This is a genomic window from Streptomyces sp. NBC_01429 (assembly GCF_036231945.1).
Taxonomy (GTDB): domain Bacteria; phylum Actinomycetota; class Actinomycetes; order Streptomycetales; family Streptomycetaceae; genus Streptomyces.
The window spans coordinates 2,637,233-2,652,269 of record NZ_CP109599.1; the positions used below are offsets into that span (position 1 = coordinate 2,637,233).

General features: G+C 70.5%; 16 protein-coding genes. 7 read left to right on the plus strand and 9 right to left on the minus strand.

What is annotated here, in order from left to right; translation table 11 throughout:
• The first annotated feature begins 91 nt into the window (after window positions 1-91).
• Window positions 92-2,782, plus strand: a complete 2,691-nt coding sequence (locus OG627_RS11075) for a discoidin domain-containing protein (RefSeq protein ID WP_329063920.1) — start codon at window positions 92-94, stop codon at window positions 2,780-2,782.
• Window positions 2,783-2,818: 36 nt separating this feature from the next.
• On the opposite strand, the gene OG627_RS11080 is transcribed toward OG627_RS11075, so the two are convergent.
• Window positions 2,819-3,154, minus strand: a complete 336-nt coding sequence (locus tag OG627_RS11080; protein ID WP_329063922.1) for a hypothetical protein — start codon at window positions 3,152-3,154, stop codon at window positions 2,819-2,821.
• Between the two features lie 104 nt (window positions 3,155-3,258).
• Between OG627_RS11080 and OG627_RS11085 the strand changes: the two genes are divergently transcribed.
• Window positions 3,259-3,525 carry a type II toxin-antitoxin system Phd/YefM family antitoxin gene (locus OG627_RS11085; RefSeq protein ID WP_329063924.1) on the plus strand — a complete coding sequence of 89 codons (267 nt, stop codon included), beginning with the start codon at window positions 3,259-3,261 and terminating at the stop codon, window positions 3,523-3,525.
• Window positions 3,518-3,781, plus strand: a complete 264-nt coding sequence (locus OG627_RS11090; protein WP_329063926.1) for a type II toxin-antitoxin system RelE family toxin — start codon at window positions 3,518-3,520, stop codon at window positions 3,779-3,781. Before OG627_RS11085 ends, OG627_RS11090 begins: the two co-directional genes overlap by 8 nt.
• Window positions 3,782-4,476: 695 nt before the next feature.
• Here OG627_RS11090 and OG627_RS11095 read toward each other — a convergent pair.
• The 6 genes from OG627_RS11095 to ychF form a co-directional block, all read right to left on the minus strand.
• Window positions 4,477-5,076, minus strand: coding sequence for a hypothetical protein (locus tag OG627_RS11095; protein WP_329063928.1), 600 nt, complete (start codon window positions 5,074-5,076; stop codon window positions 4,477-4,479).
• A gap of 712 nt (window positions 5,077-5,788) precedes the next feature.
• On the minus strand, window positions 5,789-6,148 hold the full coding sequence (locus OG627_RS11100) for a hypothetical protein (RefSeq protein ID WP_329063930.1): 360 nt from the start codon (window positions 6,146-6,148) through the stop codon (window positions 5,789-5,791).
• 39 nt (window positions 6,149-6,187) lie between these two features.
• The gene (locus OG627_RS11105) at window positions 6,188-6,589 is read right to left on the minus strand and encodes a hypothetical protein (protein WP_329063932.1); all 402 of its coding nucleotides are present in this window, start codon (window positions 6,587-6,589) and stop codon (window positions 6,188-6,190) included.
• Window positions 6,590-6,867: 278 nt separating this feature from the next.
• A complete protein-coding gene (locus tag OG627_RS11110; protein ID WP_329063934.1) occupies window positions 6,868-7,281 on the minus strand; it encodes a DNA-binding protein in 414 nt (137 codons plus the stop codon).
• Window positions 7,263-7,547 (minus strand): hypothetical protein, encoded by a 285-nt coding sequence (locus OG627_RS11115; RefSeq protein WP_329063937.1) that lies wholly within the window; start codon window positions 7,545-7,547, stop codon window positions 7,263-7,265. The genes OG627_RS11110 and OG627_RS11115 overlap by 19 nt, the downstream gene beginning before the upstream one ends.
• Window positions 7,548-7,751: 204 nt before the next feature.
• Window positions 7,752-8,840, minus strand: a complete 1,089-nt coding sequence (ychF, locus tag OG627_RS11120) for a redox-regulated ATPase YchF (protein ID WP_329063939.1) — start codon at window positions 8,838-8,840, stop codon at window positions 7,752-7,754.
• Between the two features lie 361 nt (window positions 8,841-9,201).
• Between ychF and OG627_RS11125 the strand changes: the two genes are divergently transcribed.
• Window positions 9,202-9,768 carry a DUF6542 domain-containing protein gene (locus tag OG627_RS11125; RefSeq protein ID WP_329072568.1) on the plus strand — a complete coding sequence of 189 codons (567 nt, stop codon included), beginning with the start codon at window positions 9,202-9,204 and terminating at the stop codon, window positions 9,766-9,768.
• 30 nt (window positions 9,769-9,798) lie between these two features.
• On the opposite strand, the gene ppgK is transcribed toward OG627_RS11125, so the two are convergent.
• On the minus strand, window positions 9,799-10,536 hold the full coding sequence (gene ppgK, locus OG627_RS11130; RefSeq protein WP_329063940.1) for a polyphosphate--glucose phosphotransferase: 738 nt from the start codon (window positions 10,534-10,536) through the stop codon (window positions 9,799-9,801).
• Between the two features lie 169 nt (window positions 10,537-10,705).
• Complete coding sequence (locus tag OG627_RS11135; RefSeq protein ID WP_329063942.1) at window positions 10,706-11,734, minus strand: 4-hydroxy-3-methylbut-2-enyl diphosphate reductase; 1,029 nt, start codon at window positions 11,732-11,734, stop codon at window positions 10,706-10,708.
• A 108-nt stretch (window positions 11,735-11,842) separates the two neighbouring features.
• Between OG627_RS11135 and OG627_RS11140 the strand changes: the two genes are divergently transcribed.
• From OG627_RS11140 to OG627_RS11150, 3 genes are all read left to right on the plus strand, one after another.
• Complete coding sequence (locus OG627_RS11140) at window positions 11,843-13,234, plus strand: APC family permease (RefSeq protein ID WP_329063944.1); 1,392 nt, start codon at window positions 11,843-11,845, stop codon at window positions 13,232-13,234.
• Window positions 13,235-13,279: 45 nt separating this feature from the next.
• Entirely contained in the window at window positions 13,280-14,488 is a 1,209-nt protein-coding gene (gene xseA / locus OG627_RS11145) for an exodeoxyribonuclease VII large subunit (RefSeq protein ID WP_329063947.1), read from the plus strand.
• Between the two features lie 135 nt (window positions 14,489-14,623).
• On the plus strand, window positions 14,624-14,875 hold the full coding sequence (locus OG627_RS11150; RefSeq protein WP_443073452.1) for an exodeoxyribonuclease VII small subunit: 252 nt from the start codon (window positions 14,624-14,626) through the stop codon (window positions 14,873-14,875).
• Window positions 14,876-15,037 lie beyond the last annotated feature (162 nt).

Sequence of the window (15,037 nt, forward strand, 5' to 3'; positions counted from 1 at the left end):
CGGGAGGCGCGTCGCGCGGGCCGCCGGAATCAGCCGTTCACCACGCGCGCCCTGGCTGACCCGCCATGGCTCCGTTCGTACGGTCCTGTGCGTGAGCCTCTCGCGTACGCGCCTTCTCGCCCCACTCGTCGCCGGCACGCTGATCACCGTGGTGCCACCGCTCTCGTACGCCGGAAGCCGGACGCCGGAGCCCGCCCACGCGCAGGCCCGCACCGACGCGCCCGCCCTCGTGTCCGAACCCGCACCCGAACCCGCACCCGAACCCGCCTGCGGAACGGAGTCCGGCCCCGGCTGGGCGCCCGCCGCGACCCGGATCGACCCCGCCGACAGCTACCACGCGTACACCGGCAACGGCTATCTCGGCACCCGCGTCCCGCCCACCGGCGCCGGTTACGCGGAGAGCGGCGCCGCCACCGGCTGGCCGCTGTTCACCCCGCGCTACGACGGCGCCTTCGCGGCCGGCCTGTACGCGCACGAGCCGCGGACGACCGCCGACCGCCAGGTCATCGCCGCGCTGCCCGGCTGGACGGCCCTGGATGTGCGGGTGGGCGACGAGAGGTTGGGCGACGGCGGCCGGATCTCCCGCTACCGCCAGAGCCTGCTGCTGCGCTGCGGAGTGGTCGTCACCAGCCTGCGCTGGACCACGGCCGACGGCCGCGTCACCGATCTGACGTACGAGGTCCTCACCGACCGCTCCGACCCGCACACCGGCGCCGTACGGCTGCGCCTCACCCCACGCTGGAGCGGCGAGGCGGCCGTGACGGGGGAGCTCGACTGGCGCGGGGCACGCCGTATCACCCGGACCGGCGGGACAAGTGCGGACGGCGGGGGCGGCGTCGCCACCTTCCGTACCGAAGGTACGGCGACGGCCGGCGCCATCGCCTCCGTCCTGCGGCCGTCCCCGAGGAGCGCGGGCGGCGCGTTCGCGGTCCGCGCGGACCGTACGTACACCTTCGAGAAGTACGTCGGTGTCGACACCGCCCTCACCTCCCCCGACCCCCGCGCCGCCGCCCTCGACGCGTCCCGGCGCGCCGCCGCGCGCGGCTGGCGGAACGTGTTCGCGGCCAACGCGGCCGCCTGGGCGCCCCTCTGGGACGCCGATGTCGAGGTGGCGGGCCAGGAGCGGGAGCAGACCGAGCTGCGTGCGTGGCTGCGCTCCACGCGGTACGGGCTGCTGACCGCCGCCCGCCCCGGCAGCGCCGACAGCATCGCGCCGACCGGGCTGAGCAGCGACAACTACGCGGGGCTGATCTTCTGGGACGCCGAGATCTTCATGTTCCCCGGGCTGCTGGCCACCCGGCCGGAACTGGCGCGCGGTGTCGTCGAGTACCGCTACCGCACCCGCGGGGCGGCGGCCGAGAACGCCGCCAAGCTCGGCTTCAAGGGGCTGTTCTATCCGTGGACCAGCGGCGGCGAGGGCTACCTCTGGCCGGAGTGCCAGAGCTGGAACCCGCCGCACTGCGTCACGCAGAACCATCTCCAGAGCGATATCGCGCTCGCCGCCTGGCAGTACTACCTGGCCACCGGCGACCGCGACTGGCTGCGCGAGCGCGGCTGGCCGCTGATGCGCGGGATCGCGGAGTTCTGGACCTCCCGGGTGACCGCCAACGCGGACGGCAGCTACTCGGTCAAGGAGGTGGCGGGCCCCGACGAGTACAGCAACGGCGTCACCGACGCGGTCTTCACCAACGCGGGCGCCGCGACCGTCCTGCGCGACGCGGTGCGCGCCGCCGCGCTCGTCGGCGAACCGGCGCCCGCCGCGTGGACACGGATCGCCGACCACCTCCGTATCCCCTACGACGCGCGGCGCAAGACCTATCTCCAGTACGCGGGATACGACGGCTCACGGATCAAGCAGGCGGACACCGTCCTGCTGACCTATCCGCTGGAGTGGCCGATGCCCGAGGGCGCGGCCGCCGCGACGCTCGACTACTACGCGGAGCGCACCGACCCGGACGGGCCCGCGATGACCGACGCGATCCACGCGATCGACGCGGCGGCCATCGGGGAACCGGGCTGCTCGACGTACACGTATCTCCAGCGGGCCGTCCGGCCCTTCGCGCGCGGGCCGTTCGCGCTCTTCTCCGAGGCGCGCGGCGACAAGGCGGGCGCGGACGACCCCCTGTCCGGCTCGCCCGCGCAGGACTTCCTGACCGGGAAGGGCGGCTTCCTCCAGGTCTTCACGCACGGCCTGACGGGCCTGCGGCCGCGGGAGGACGGCGTACGGCTCGATCCCACGCTGCCGCCCCAGCTGGCGCGTGGGGTGACGCTGCGGGGGCTGCGCTGGCAGGGGCGCACGTACGACGTCGCGATCGGCGCGCGGGAGACGACGGTACGGCTCACCGCGGGCGACCCCTTCACGGTGCACACCCCGAGCGGCGCGCAGCTCCTGACCTCCACCCTCACGCTCCCCACCCGCCGCCCCGACCTCACCCCGACGGACGACGCGGCCCGCTGCCGCCCGGCGAGCGCCACCTCGGAGGAGCCCGGCCTGTACGCGTCCGCCGCGGTGGACGGCAGCCCGGCGACGGCCTGGACCCCCTCGGACGCCACGGCCGCCCTCACGGTCGACCTGGGCCCCACGACCCGGGTCGCCTCGGTCACCCCCCGCTGGACGGACCCGCGCCCGGCGTCGTACGAGATCGAGACCTCCACGGACGCGGCGCACTGGCACCCCTTCAAGCCGGGCGCTGACGCCCGCCTGGTACGGGTGACGGTCCGCGCGCCGGAAGGCCGGCAGCGCTCGGGGATCAGCGAACTGACGGTACGGAAAGAAGAATGACCGGGCGGAGACCGACCGCGTGGAAGGAGAACCGGCTCACAACGGCCCCTCCTGGCGGGGGACCGTCGCGGTCCGGGACTCCAGCCACTGCGTACTGCCCCAAGCGCCGAGGACCAGCACCCCCACCACCGCCAGCGCCGCGACACCTTCGCGCCACCGCAGCACCCCGGCGACGAGCGCCCAGACCGCCAGGGCGAGCGCGGGCATCCCGAACAGCATCAGGGGCAGCTCGATCCAGAGCAGGCTGAAATCCTTCCCCTCCCCCTCAAAATCACCACGCAACCCCGGCGCCGCCCCCAGCCCCCACACCACAAACCCCACAGTGGCGCCGCCCAGCACGGCGAAAACAGCGGCCCACCCACGCGTCTCCATACCCCGAGGGACGCGGGGGGACGACGAGGCGGTTCCGGAAGGCCCAGCGAGATGGCACCACATCACCATTGTGTACACATGGAACATCCGGCACCTTTGTGCGCATGACGCAGATGCCCATAGAGTCCATCCGCGACGTCCGCGCGCACCTTGCCGAAGCCGTCGAGCGGGCCGACCGCGACGACCAGCCCACCGTGATCACGCGACGAGGAAGAGAAGTCGCCGCCGTCGTCTCGATCGGTGTCCTGCGCAAATACCAGCAGTGGGAAGAGCGCGAGATCAATCGCATCATCGACGAGCGGATGGCCAACCGCTCGACCGGCGTCCCCATCGAGGACGTCATGAAGGAGACCCTGGCGCGCAGTGAGTGAGTACCTCACCGTCTTCCGGCCCGAGGCGCGGGACGAGCTCCCGAAAGTCCCCCGCGACGTGGCGCTGCGCATCCTGGCCATGCTCACGGAACTGGAGAGTGCCCCGCTCGGATTCAGCACCACGGCGCTCGTGTCCCAACCCGACCGCCGCCGCCTCCGGGTCGGCGACTACCGCGTCATCTACACCATCGACAACGGTGAGCTGGTCGTACGGGCCATTCATGTCGGACACCGCTCCACGGTCTACGAGACGTAGAAATCCCGTCCACCGTTCGCCCTGCGCCGCCCCCCGTCTCCCCCCCCCCGTCTCCTCCCGGTACGGAAGAACTCAGGGCCCACCCCCGAGGAGGTGGACCCCATCCGACCTGCGTGTTTCCCAGATCAGCAAGATGACGCCAGGCCGCCCGTCACACGTTGAAGCGGAACTCCACCACAAGCCCTTGACCTGCAGAAATATGGGCGTATCCCAGCACCATCCCAGCACCGGATGCGCGACGAAGTACAAGAAGATCCAGGGGCGCCAAAATTACACATCAGCCAACGCGCCGATGCGGGCCGCGCATCATTTCTGTTGACCCCGCCAAGTTCGATTTCCACTCGATGGACTACTACCGGGTGGTCGGTGAGGACCAGCTCGCGCACGCTCGCCGAGGAGGTCCGCAGGCGGGTACGGATTCGACGGGAGCGAGCGCTCGCCGATGCGCAACGCAGAAGCCCGCGTCGCCCTCGGATTGGCGGCAGCGGGTGAGAGCGACTTGGACAGGCCCTCACCATGGGAGTGCCTGCACTCCAAGGCGACCGGAAATCGGTGCCGCTCATCATGACCAGCCGCGAACTCACTGCCGAAATGAGGCGCCGATCCAGCCGGAACCAGGGGCACGGGACTACCTCGGGCGCCTCCATGCGCTTGGGCAGGAGAAACCCGGCTTCCTGCCGCAGTGATCTCCGTGGTCAAGGTTCGACAGGCCAGAGGCGGCGCATCAACCGCCTCTGGTGTCGACGATGCCGTAATGCGGTGCCGTTCAGGTGCGCTTGGGCTTCGAGCGTGAACCTGTGGATGGCGCCCTCAAGCCGACGACACTCGTCGTGAACTGCCATCGGCCGCCCATGGATTCGAGACATCGTGCCTTGATGTTCCGGCGTCGCTGTCAGGAGCACGCGCGTCGATTTGGCGTGTTGGTCGATGAGGAGGGCGGCATAGGCGAGCTCGTCAGGTCCTTCAAGAAACACCAAGGCGGCTGGTTCGTCCAAAGGATTAGCTCGGGCGGTGGCTGCGATCGCCTCGCGCCGCTGCTCCTCCTCTGCAGGGCTAAGCGGCTCGCCGGCAGCGCGCGCCAGTTGTATCTCCGTGGCGTGAGCGAGAGCCTCCGCAATGTCCGCCTTGTGCCGCAGGGAAGCTGCGAGAAATGCGGCGTAGACCTCGCGCTGTTGCTGGCGGCGGACAGCGTCCACGCTCCCGCGCCCCTGGGCGCTCCCCGCGGCGTAGGCCGCTGCGGCGGCCAAAATGGCGGTGGGGGTGGTGATGAGCGCGGCTGTGACGGCGGGATCCATGACAGGTGATGATGCCGCACGGCCATGGCCATGGGGAAACACGCTCAGAGCCCCATGGAAGAGGTTCGATCGGGCCGTCTGTGGGCCGTGCGAGGGCGGCCGACGACAGACCGGTCGGCCGATAGCTGACCCCGGGTTCCTCTATCGAGTCTTCCTGACGCGGGAGACGGTCGCATCAGTCCCAAAAGAACAGTTCTCGCCGTTAGCGCGCCTTCCGGTACCTCTCATCCGAACGAGGGGTCCTCTCAGCAGCCGCGAATTACCGCAGGGGCAGAGGGCATTGTCGCCGAGGGCAGCGTGCCCGGGGAACGGCGGGAGGCTACATGGAACAGGCCCTCAATGAGCGGCAACAGGCCGTGCTCGACTGGGTGGGCCAGGGTGTCCCAACGGGGTCTGGCCGGACAGCACGTACAAGACCAGCGGACAGGCCCTGCAGAACCGAGGGTTCATCAAAGTCACCAGACGCCGCGGGCATTGGAGCGCCCACCTCACCGAGAAAGGGCGGCTGCGTCTCACCGAGCGCGGCATTCAACCCGTCGAGCAAAGCACCCGACCACCGGAACGGCCCGCTCGAAAACCGGCGCCGCCACACCCCAGAGCCGCCCCGAAGGCCCGCACGAACTACGCGGACCAACTACGCGAAGAACTGGCCGCAAACGATGGCTGTCTCATCAAGCCCATCGAATCCGGCCCGCATGCGGTGAATTGGGCGTCACGGGTCAACGCCGCCCGCAAGTCCGGCAAGATCCCACACACGCAGGAACTCCACGGATACCGCACCCACCGCGGCTACGAAATCAAGCTGGTCGACATCCCTGCCTGGCGCCTCGCGGAACTCACCCCGCTCCATGTGCCGGCCAGGCTCACCAAACCCCTGCAGAGCCGAGCCCTGCGCATCACCCAAGCCCTCATCACCACCACCGAAGCACAAGGCCACAAGGCAGCGCACGGAACCACACAGGGCGCTCCCCCACCCCATCGGCGCCGCAAGGCTCCACCGCACTTCTCCATCACTGCCCAAGGCGAAAGCGTCGGATTCCTCGTCCTTCAAGAACAAGATCGCAGCGAACACGTCCCCACCGACAAGGAACTCGCCGACGCCAAGAAGTACTCATGGATGCGCATCGCCCGCTTCGACTACACCCCCTCCAGCCGCCTGCGATTCATTCTCCGCGGCGGCAGCCCGCACCGCGCCGGCGAATGGACCGACCTCCCCGACCGGCCTCTGGAAGAACAACTCGTCGAGATCGTGCAAGAGGTCGGCCTCCGCGGCGAAGCCGCGGAGCGTAAACGCCTTGCAGACCAGCAAGCCAGAGAGATACAGCACCAGCGCTGGGAAGCCGCCATGCAGGAAGCCCACGCCGCCTACGCCCACGCCTACCGCGTCAAACACCTTGGAGAACAGGCAGCCGCCTGGCACCAGGCCAGCCGACTGACCAGCAGTACGCCACCACGCCACATCACTGCCGCCCGGGCAGGAGCAGACCGAGATCGAGACGTGGCTCGCGTTCACGGACACGCACCTCCAACGCCTCACCGAATCGGTCTCAGCGCCGAAACTGCCCACGCCGCCGAAGCCCAGCGGCGACGACCTCAAGCCCTTTCTCGGCCACTGGAGCCCCTACGGGCCCCGCTCCTACTGAGCCTTGGCTCCACCCGCAACCTACGGAATCACCGAGAGACGGAAGAGCGGCAACATAGCGGCGGATCGCCGGTTACGGAAACCGGCGATCCGCCGAATACTGATGGCTCCGTCCCAACCGTCGAAAGGCAGAAAGCGGACCTGGGAACTCACACCGCCACGAGCCGGACCCGATCGCCGCAGAGCTTGGTCATGTCGTCGATATCGGAGGTCAGCATGACCACGGGGCGGTGCTGTCGCAGCGCGGCCTCGGCGACGGCCGCATCGATCGCGTACTTGTGTCCGTGCAACCCGGCATTCATCAGCAGCTTCGAGGCCGCCCTCGCCTCTTCGTCACCGACCGGGACGACCCGCAGCCCGGAAAGCACCCAGTTCAGGCGGGACTTGTTCGTACGGGCATGGACGGCCTCGATGATGGTGAGCGCACTGATCACGACCTCCATGCCGCGCGAGCGCGCCTCAGCGACCAGAGCCACCACCTGCTCGTCGTCGGCAAGCAGCTTCGAGAGCCCTTCGCCGTCGAGGACCAGCGTTCCCTCATGACTCAGCCTGCGGCGGGCCACTCGGCCTCCTCGGCGAACACCTCGTCGAAGACCTTCCGCGCCCGCTGACGAGCCGGCTCGGAGACCGGCCCCTTCCGGCTCTCGTAGTCCGCCAGGTACTCGTCCAGGACCTGCCCGCGCAGCTCACGCTCGACCGCCTCGGCGATGAACGCGGAGAACTCCCGCTTCCCCACCCGCGCCCGGATCGCCTCCGCAGTCCCCTCCGGCAGCGACAGGCTCACCCGCGTCGACGGGCCTTCCCCGATGCTGTACGTCGTCTCAGCCATGCCCCCGATTGTGTCAAACGAGTAGGAAAAGCGCCACGCCCGCACTACCTTCACACTCGGCCAGCGCCCTGCCCGCACAAATCTCAGCACGGGCTTCCTCATCCCATCCCAGCACGGGAATACGCCAAGGGCCCGACTCTAAAGAGTCGGACCCTCTCTGACCTGCACGTTTGCCAGATCATCGAAGTGGCGCTAAGTCACCCGCTACACATTGAAGCGGAACTCCACCACGTCGCCGTCCTGCATCACGTACTCCTTGCCCTCCATGCGCGCCTTGCCGGCCGAGCGGGCGTCGGCTACCGAGCCCGTTTCGACCAGGTCGGCGAAGGAGATGACCTCGGCCTTGATGAAGCCCTTCTGGAAGTCGGTGTGGATCACACCGGCCGCCTCGGGGGCCGTGGCGCCCTGCTTGATCGTCCAGGCGCGGGATTCCTTGGGGCCGGCCGTGAGGTACGTCTGGAGGCCGAGGGTGCGGAAGCCCACGTGGGCGAGGGTGGCGAGGCCGGGTTCTTCCTGGCCCACGGACTGGAGGAGTTCCAGGGCCTCCTCGTCGTCCAGCTCGGCGAGGTCGGACTCCAGCTTGGCGTTGAGGAAGATCGCCTCGGCGGGGGCGACCAGGGCGCGCTGTTCGTCCTTGAAGGAGTCGTCCGTCAGCTCGTCCTCGTCCACGTTGAAGACGTAGAGGAACGGCTTGGTCGTGAGCAGGTGCATCTCGCGGAGCGGCTCGGACTTCTCCGTGCCCTGGACGATGCCGGCCGAGAAGAGCGTCTCGCCGGTCTCCAGGATGGCCTGGGCCTCCTCGATGGCCTTGACCTGCGCCACCACGTCCTTCTTGATGCGCGACTCGCGCTGGAGGCGCGGCAGGACCTTCTCGATGGTCTGGAGGTCGGCGAGGATCAGCTCGGTGTTGATCGTCTCGATGTCGTCCTTGGGCGAGACCTTGCCGTCGACGTGCACGACGTTCTCGTCCTTGAAGGCCCGGATGACCTGGCAGATCGCGTCCGACTCGCGGATGTTCGCCAGGAACTTGTTGCCCAGGCCCTCCCCCTCGGAGGCGCCGCGCACGATGCCCGCGATGTCGACGAAGTCGACCGTGGCCGGGAGGATCTTCTGGGAGCCGAAGATCTCCGCGAGCTTGTTCAGCCGGGGGTCGGGGACGCCGACGACACCGACGTTGGGCTCGATGGTGGCGAACGGGTAGTTGGCCGCCAGCACGTCGTTCTTGGTCAGGGCGTTGAACAGGGTCGACTTGCCGACATTCGGCAGACCGACGATTCCGATCGTGAGCGACACGTTGGCGACTTCCTGAAGTAAGGGCTGCTGGAGTACGGGGCTGGAGGGCCGGCCGGTGGGCCGTGGGCCCCGGCCCCTGGGCGAGGACCGATCCCCCAGTTTACGGGCGCGGCGCCACGCTCCACGACGGGCATCCGGAGCCCGTCGTGGAGCGTGGCGCCGCGCCCGCCGGCCGCCCGTACGCCTCGAACTGGACGTGAAGGTCATCCAAAGGGCGTGTCCCGCACCTGATTCGTCCCCCTCGGCCGCCTACGTTGGTCAGGTGGAGCAGCAAAGGACGTATCAGCCCCCGCGCCGTCACCGGCAGCAGCGCCCTCTCGCGGCGCAGAGCGCCGTCGCCGGGGGCGCCGGTGTGCCCCAGGTGCCGTCGGCGCGGCGACGGCGGGTCGCGCCGGTGGTGCTGCGTCTGCGCAGGCTGCCCAATCCCCGGTTCACCGGGCTCGGCGCCGGTCTGTTCGCGACCGCCACCATGCTCTTCTTCGCCTTCCTCGACCAACTGCTCTTCGACGGCGCGCCAGTCGTCTACGGGCTGCTGTTCCTGCCGGTCAGCGCGGTGACGGCGCTCTGGGTCCGTACGGCCGACCTGGTGACGGCGCCAATCGCCGTGCCGATCGCCTTCGCCGTCGGCGTGCTGCCGATCGCCGGGGGCACCGAGGGGTTCGGCGGGCAGTTCATGGGGCTCGTCACCACGCTGGCGGTGCATGCCGGCTGGCTGTACGGCGGGACGCTCGTCGCCGGGGTCATCGCCTCCGTACGCAAGGTGCGGCAGATGGGCCGGCGGCAGATCGCGCGGGACGCCGCCGCCCGGGGCGGTGCGGGCCGGGCCGGTACGGGCCGGGGTGCCGGAGCCGCGGCCGCGGCTGCCGGAGGCCTCCCCCGCGCGCCCCGCGTCCCCCGGACCGGAGCCGCCGGCTCCCGGCGAGTCTGAGAACCGACCCGACCCGGCTCGTCAGCGGCCTCAGCGGCCCGCCGCCGCCATGGCCGCGCCCACGATGCCCGCGTTGTTCTGAAGCTCCGCCGGGACGATCTCGGCTCTGATCCCCTCGATCAGCGGAAGGAACTTGTCGGCCTTGCGGCTCACGCCGCCGCCGATGATGAACAGCTCGGGCGAGAACAGCATCTCCACATGGGCCAGGTACTTCCGCACCCGGTGCGCCCAGTGCTGCCAGCTCAGGTCCTCGTCCTCCTTGGCCTTCGTGGAGGCGTGCTTCTCCGCCTCGTGGCCGTGCAGCTCCAGATGGCCCAGCTCGGTGTTGGGCACCAGCTTGCCGTCCATGAAGAGCGCGCTGCCGATGCCCGTACCGAAGGTGAGCAGGAATACGGCGCCCTTGCGGCCCCGGCCCGCGCCGAACGCCATCTCGGCCACGCCCGCCGCGTCCGCGTCGTTGAGGACCGTCGCCCGGAGGTTCAGCCGGTCGCCCAGGACCTGTCCCGCGTCGGTGCCGATCCACGCCTTGTCGACATTGGCGGCGGTACGGATCACGGAACCGGTGACCACCCCGGGAAAGGTGATGCCGACCGGGCCGGACCAGCCGAAGTGCCGGACGACCTCGACCACGCCGTCGGCCACGGCCTCGGGCGTCGCCGGGTGCGGGGTGAGTACTTTGTAGCGCGGTTCGACCAGGTCGCCGCGGTCCAGGTCCACGGGCGCGCCCTTGATGCCCGTACCACCGATGTCCACTCCGAAGACGTTCATGGACCCAACGTTACGGCCAGCCGCTGACAGCGACTCCCGGTGCGGGCGGACGGGGTACCGGACGCGGTCGGCTACGTGATCGGCGGCGTGATCGGATCGGGGAGCGCGTACGGGTACGGTGCGGCCGCCGGCCGGTCCGTACCCGTACTTCTGGTCTCTCCCGGACCTCTTACTTCTCCGAGAGGGCCGCCGCCTCGGCGCGCAGGTCGCGGCGCAGCTCCTTGGGGAGCGAGAAGGTGATCGACTCCTCGGCCGCCTTGACGATCTCGACGTCCTCGAAGCCGCGCTGCGAGAGCCACTCCAGGACGCCTTCGACCAGGACCTCGGGGACGGAGGCGCCCGAGGTGACGCCGACGGTGGAGACCCCGTCGAGCCATGCCTCGTCGATCTCGTCCGCGCCGTCGACCAGGTGGGACGTGCTCGCGCCGGCGCCGAGGGCGACCTCGACCAGCCGTACCGAGTTGGAGGAGTTCTTGGAGCCGACCACGATCACCAGATCGGCGTCGGCGCCCATCTGCTTGACGGCGATCTGGCGGTTCTGCGTGGCATAGCAGATGTCGTCGCTCGGCGGCGCGATCAGCTGCGGGAACTTCTCCTTGAGGGCGTCGACCGTCTCCATCGTCTCGTCGACGGAGAGCGTGGTCTGGGAGAGCCAGACGACCTTCGACTCGTCCCGGACCTCAACGTTGGCGACGTCCTCGGGGCCGTCGACCAGCGTGATGTGGTCCGGGGCCTCGCCCGAGGTGCCGATGACCTCTTCGTGGCCGTCGTGGCCGATCAGGAGGATGTCGTAGTCCTCGGAGGCGAAACGCACGGCCTCCTTGTGGACCTTGGTGACCAGCGGGCAGGTCGCGTCGATGGTGGCGAGCCTGCGCTCGGCCGCCTCCTCGTGGACGACCGGCGCGACGCCGTGCGCCGAGAACATGACGATCGATCCCTCGGGGACCTCCGCCGTCCTGTCCACGAAGATGGCGCCCTTGTTCTCCAGGGTTTTGACGACGTATTTGTTGTGGACGATCTCGTGGCGGACGTAGATCGGCGCCCCGTACTGCTCAAGGGCCTTCTCCACGGCGATCACGGCACGGTCCACGCCCGCGCAGTAACCGCGGGGGGCGGCGAGGAGGACGCGTTTGCCGGCGCGGCGCGCGGCGTCTCCACTGGGGGTGGCGGCGGGCGACGGGCGGGACGTTGCAGTCATGCCTCCCATCGTAAGGCCGCGCGCGGAGCCGACCGTAAGGCCGTCCACAACAGGCGGAAGTCCGCCCGGCTGCCGAGACTGGGCCTACGCGATCAACGGAGGAACGCGATGGCCCACACCGACACCGATATCGGCGCCGGAGCGAGCGGCGGCGGGGGTGGCGGCGGAGCCGGCGGGGGCGAGCTGCGGCGGACGCTGGGCTTCCGCGACCTCGTCGTCTACGGGCTGCTGTTCATCGCGCCCATGGCCCCCGTGGGCGTGTACGGCACCCTCGACGCCAAGTCGCACGGGGCGGTGGCCCTGGTCTATGTGGTGGCGACCGTCGCGATGGCCTTCACCGCCTTCAGCTACGCCCAGATGGTACGGGTCGCCCCGCAGGCCGGTTCGGTCTTCGCGTACGCCCGCAAGGGGCTCGGCGAGGGGCCCGGGTTCATCGCCGGGTGGATGGCGATGCTCGACTATCTGCTGATCCCCGCGGTCGCCTACCTCTTCTCCGGGATCGCGATGGAGGCGCTGGTGCCGTCCGTCAACCGGTGGGTGTGGACGACCATCGCCGTCGTGATCACCACGCTGCTCAACCTCTGGGGCGTACGGGCCGCGGCCCGGGTCGGGTTCGCGGTGCTCGCGATGGAGATCGTGGTGCTGCTGGTGTTCGTGGTGTCGGCGCTGGTCGTCCTGGCGCGCGACGGCGCGACGCGCGGCTGGTCGTCGCCGTTCACCGGCGATACGGGGTTCTCGGTGGCGGCGGTGCTGGGCGCGGTCTCGGTCGCGGTGCTGTCGTATCTGGGCTTCGACGCGATCGCCTCGTTCGCCGAGGAGGTGACCGGGGGGTCGCGGCAGGTGGCGCGGGCGGTGCTGTTCTGTCTGGTGCTGGCGGGCGCGCTGTTCATCGCGCAGACCTATCTGGTGGCGCTGCTGGAGCCGTCGACCTCGGCCGAGCTGGCCGCCGACCCCGCGAAGCAGGGGTCGGCCTTCTACGACGCGGTGAACACCTCGGTCGGTACCTGGCTGCACGATCTGGTGGCGGTCAGCAAGGCGATCGGCGCGGCGTTCGCGGCGCTGGCCGGGCAGGCGGCGGCGGGGCGGCTGCTCTTCGCGATGGGCCGGGAGCGGCGGCTGCCGCGCGCGCTGGCGCGCACGGACTCGGGCGTGCCGCGGGTGGCGCTCCTGCTGGCGGCGGTGGTGACGCTGGTGGCGGCGGTGTGGGCGGCACGGCGCGACGACGGGCTCGACCGGCTGGTCTCGGTGGTGGACATCGGGGCGCTGACGGCGTTCGTGCTGCTGCACGCGTCGGTGGTGGGGTGGTTCGCGGTACGGCGCATGGCCGGGCCGCCGCGCTGGTTCATCCATGTGGTGCTGCCGGTGATCGGGGCGGGGATCCTGATCGCGGTGATCGTGGAGGCGGCGGGCTCGGCGCAGTTGGTGGGCGCGATCTGGCTGGCGGTGGGGCTGGTGGTGCTCCTGGTTCAGTGGCGGCGCGGCCGGCTCGGCAGCCGGTAGCGGCTTTCCGGGGCGATGTCACAGGCGGCCGATACGCTCTTTCCCATGGCTCTCCAAACGTCAGCCGAAGCCCCGCTGCCCGTGGGCGAGGTGTCGCGGCTCATCGGTGGGTGGATCGACCGGCTCGGCGGCATCTGGGTCGAGGGGCAGATCACCCAGCTCTCGCGCAGGCCCGGCGCGGGGGTCGTCTTCCTGACGCTGCGCGACCCGTCGCACGACATCTCGGTGAGCGTCACCTGCTACCGGCAGGTCTTCGACGCGATCGCCGACGTGGTCTCCGAGGGCGCCCGGGTCGTGGTGCGGGCCAAGCCCGAGTGGTACGCGCCGCGCGGGCAGCTCTCGCTGCGGGCCACGGAGATACGGCCGGTCGGTATCGGCGAGCTGCTGGTGCGGCTGGAGCGGCTGAAGAAGTCGCTGGGCGCGGAGGGGCTGTTCGCCGCCGACCGCAAGAAGCCGCTGCCGTTCCTGCCGCAGCTGATCGGGCTGGTCTGCGGGCGCGCGTCGGCGGCCGAGCGCGATGTGCTGGAGAACGCGCGCCGCCGCTGGCCGGCCGTGCGCTTCGAGGTGCGCAACACGGCGGTGCAGGGGGTCAACGCCGTGTCGCAGGTCGTCCAGGCGGTGGAGGAGCTGGACGCGCTGCCGGAGGTGGACGTCATCATCGTGGCGCGCGGCGGCGGCAGCGTGGAGGATCTGCTGCCGTTCTCGGACGAGGAGCTGGTACGGGCGGTGGCCGCGTGCCGTACGCCGGTGGTGTCGGCCATCGGGCACGAGCCGGACGCGCCGCTGCTGGATCTCGTCGCGGATGTCCGGGCCTCGACCCCGACCGACGCGGCGAAGCGGACCGTGCCGGACGTCGGGGAGGAGCTGGAGCGCGTCCAGGCGCTGCGGGACCGGGCGCTGCGGACGGTCCGGGGGCTGCTCGACCGGGAGGAGCGCGGCCTCGCGCACGCGCTGGCCCGCCCCGTGATGGAGCGGCCGCACCGGATGGTGGAGGACCGCGAGGCGGAGGTGGCAGCGCTGACCGACCGGAGCCGGCGGGTGCTGCGGCATCAGCTGGACCGGGCGGACTCGGAGCTGTCGCACACCCGGGCGCGGGTGGTCGCGCTGTCCCCGGCGGCGACGCTGGAGCGGGGGTACGCGGTGCTCCAGCGGCCGGACGGCACGGTCGTGCGGTCCCCGGCGGAGGTCGGCGCGGCCGAGGAGCTGCGCGCCCGGGTGGCGGAGGGCGAGTTCACGGTGCGGGTCACCGGGTGAGCGGCGGTCCCGCCGCGGGCCGGGGGCGCCGGCGGGAGCGTTGCTCTTCTGTTTGTTTCCGTGTGGGCGCGTGCTCACGCGTACACGCGCTGAAGCGGCTGTCGCAGTCGCGGTCGGCGCAGCCGAGGTAAAGGAATGGTTCGGACAGTGGCCGGTACGGAAGACGGAGCCGCGACGCTCGGTTATGAGCAGGCGCGGGACGAGCTGATCGAGGTCGTACGCCGGCTGGAGGCGGGCGGGACGTCGCTGGAGGACTCGCTCGCGCTGTGGGAGCGGGGCGAGGAGCTGGCGAAGGTGTGCCGCCGCTGGCTGGAGGGCGCGCGCGCCCGGCTGGACGCCTCGCTGACCGGCGAGACCCCGGAGGGGGACGCGGCACCGGAGGCGTGAGCCGCGCGGGCGGGCGGAGCCCGGGGGCGGGCGGGCGCCGGGGCGTACGGCGCCGGGGCCTGTGAAGCCGGGGCGGCGTACGGGCGCCGGGGGCCTGTGAAGAGGATCACCCCATCCTGTTTTTGTTGAAGCTTCACATACTTACTTGTAAGGTGAAGCTGA

What these genes read in the sequence shown, in the direction of transcription:
- OG627_RS11080 (WP_329063922.1), bottom strand. Translation starts at nt 3,154, where the DNA reads ATGGAGACGCGTGGGTGGGCCGCTGTTTTCGCCGTGCTGGGCGGCGCC.
- OG627_RS11085 (WP_329063924.1), top strand. Translation starts at nt 3,259, where the DNA reads ATGACGCAGATGCCCATAGAGTCCATCCGCGACGTCCGCGCGCACCTT.
- OG627_RS11095 (WP_329063928.1), bottom strand. Translation starts at nt 5,076, where the DNA reads ATGGATCCCGCCGTCACAGCCGCGCTCATCACCACCCCCACCGCCATT.
- OG627_RS11115 (WP_329063937.1), bottom strand. Translation starts at nt 7,547, where the DNA reads ATGGCTGAGACGACGTACAGCATCGGGGAAGGCCCGTCGACGCGGGTG.
- ppgK (WP_329063940.1), bottom strand. Translation starts at nt 10,536, where the DNA reads ATGAACGTCTTCGGAGTGGACATCGGTGGTACGGGCATCAAGGGCGCG.
- OG627_RS11135 (WP_329063942.1), bottom strand. Translation starts at nt 11,734, where the DNA reads ATGACTGCAACGTCCCGCCCGTCGCCCGCCGCCACCCCCAGTGGAGAC.
- OG627_RS11140 (WP_329063944.1), top strand. Translation starts at nt 11,843, where the DNA reads ATGGCCCACACCGACACCGATATCGGCGCCGGAGCGAGCGGCGGCGGG.
- xseA (WP_329063947.1), top strand. Translation starts at nt 13,280, where the DNA reads ATGGCTCTCCAAACGTCAGCCGAAGCCCCGCTGCCCGTGGGCGAGGTG.
- OG627_RS11150 (WP_443073452.1), top strand. Translation starts at nt 14,624, where the DNA reads ATGGTTCGGACAGTGGCCGGTACGGAAGACGGAGCCGCGACGCTCGGT.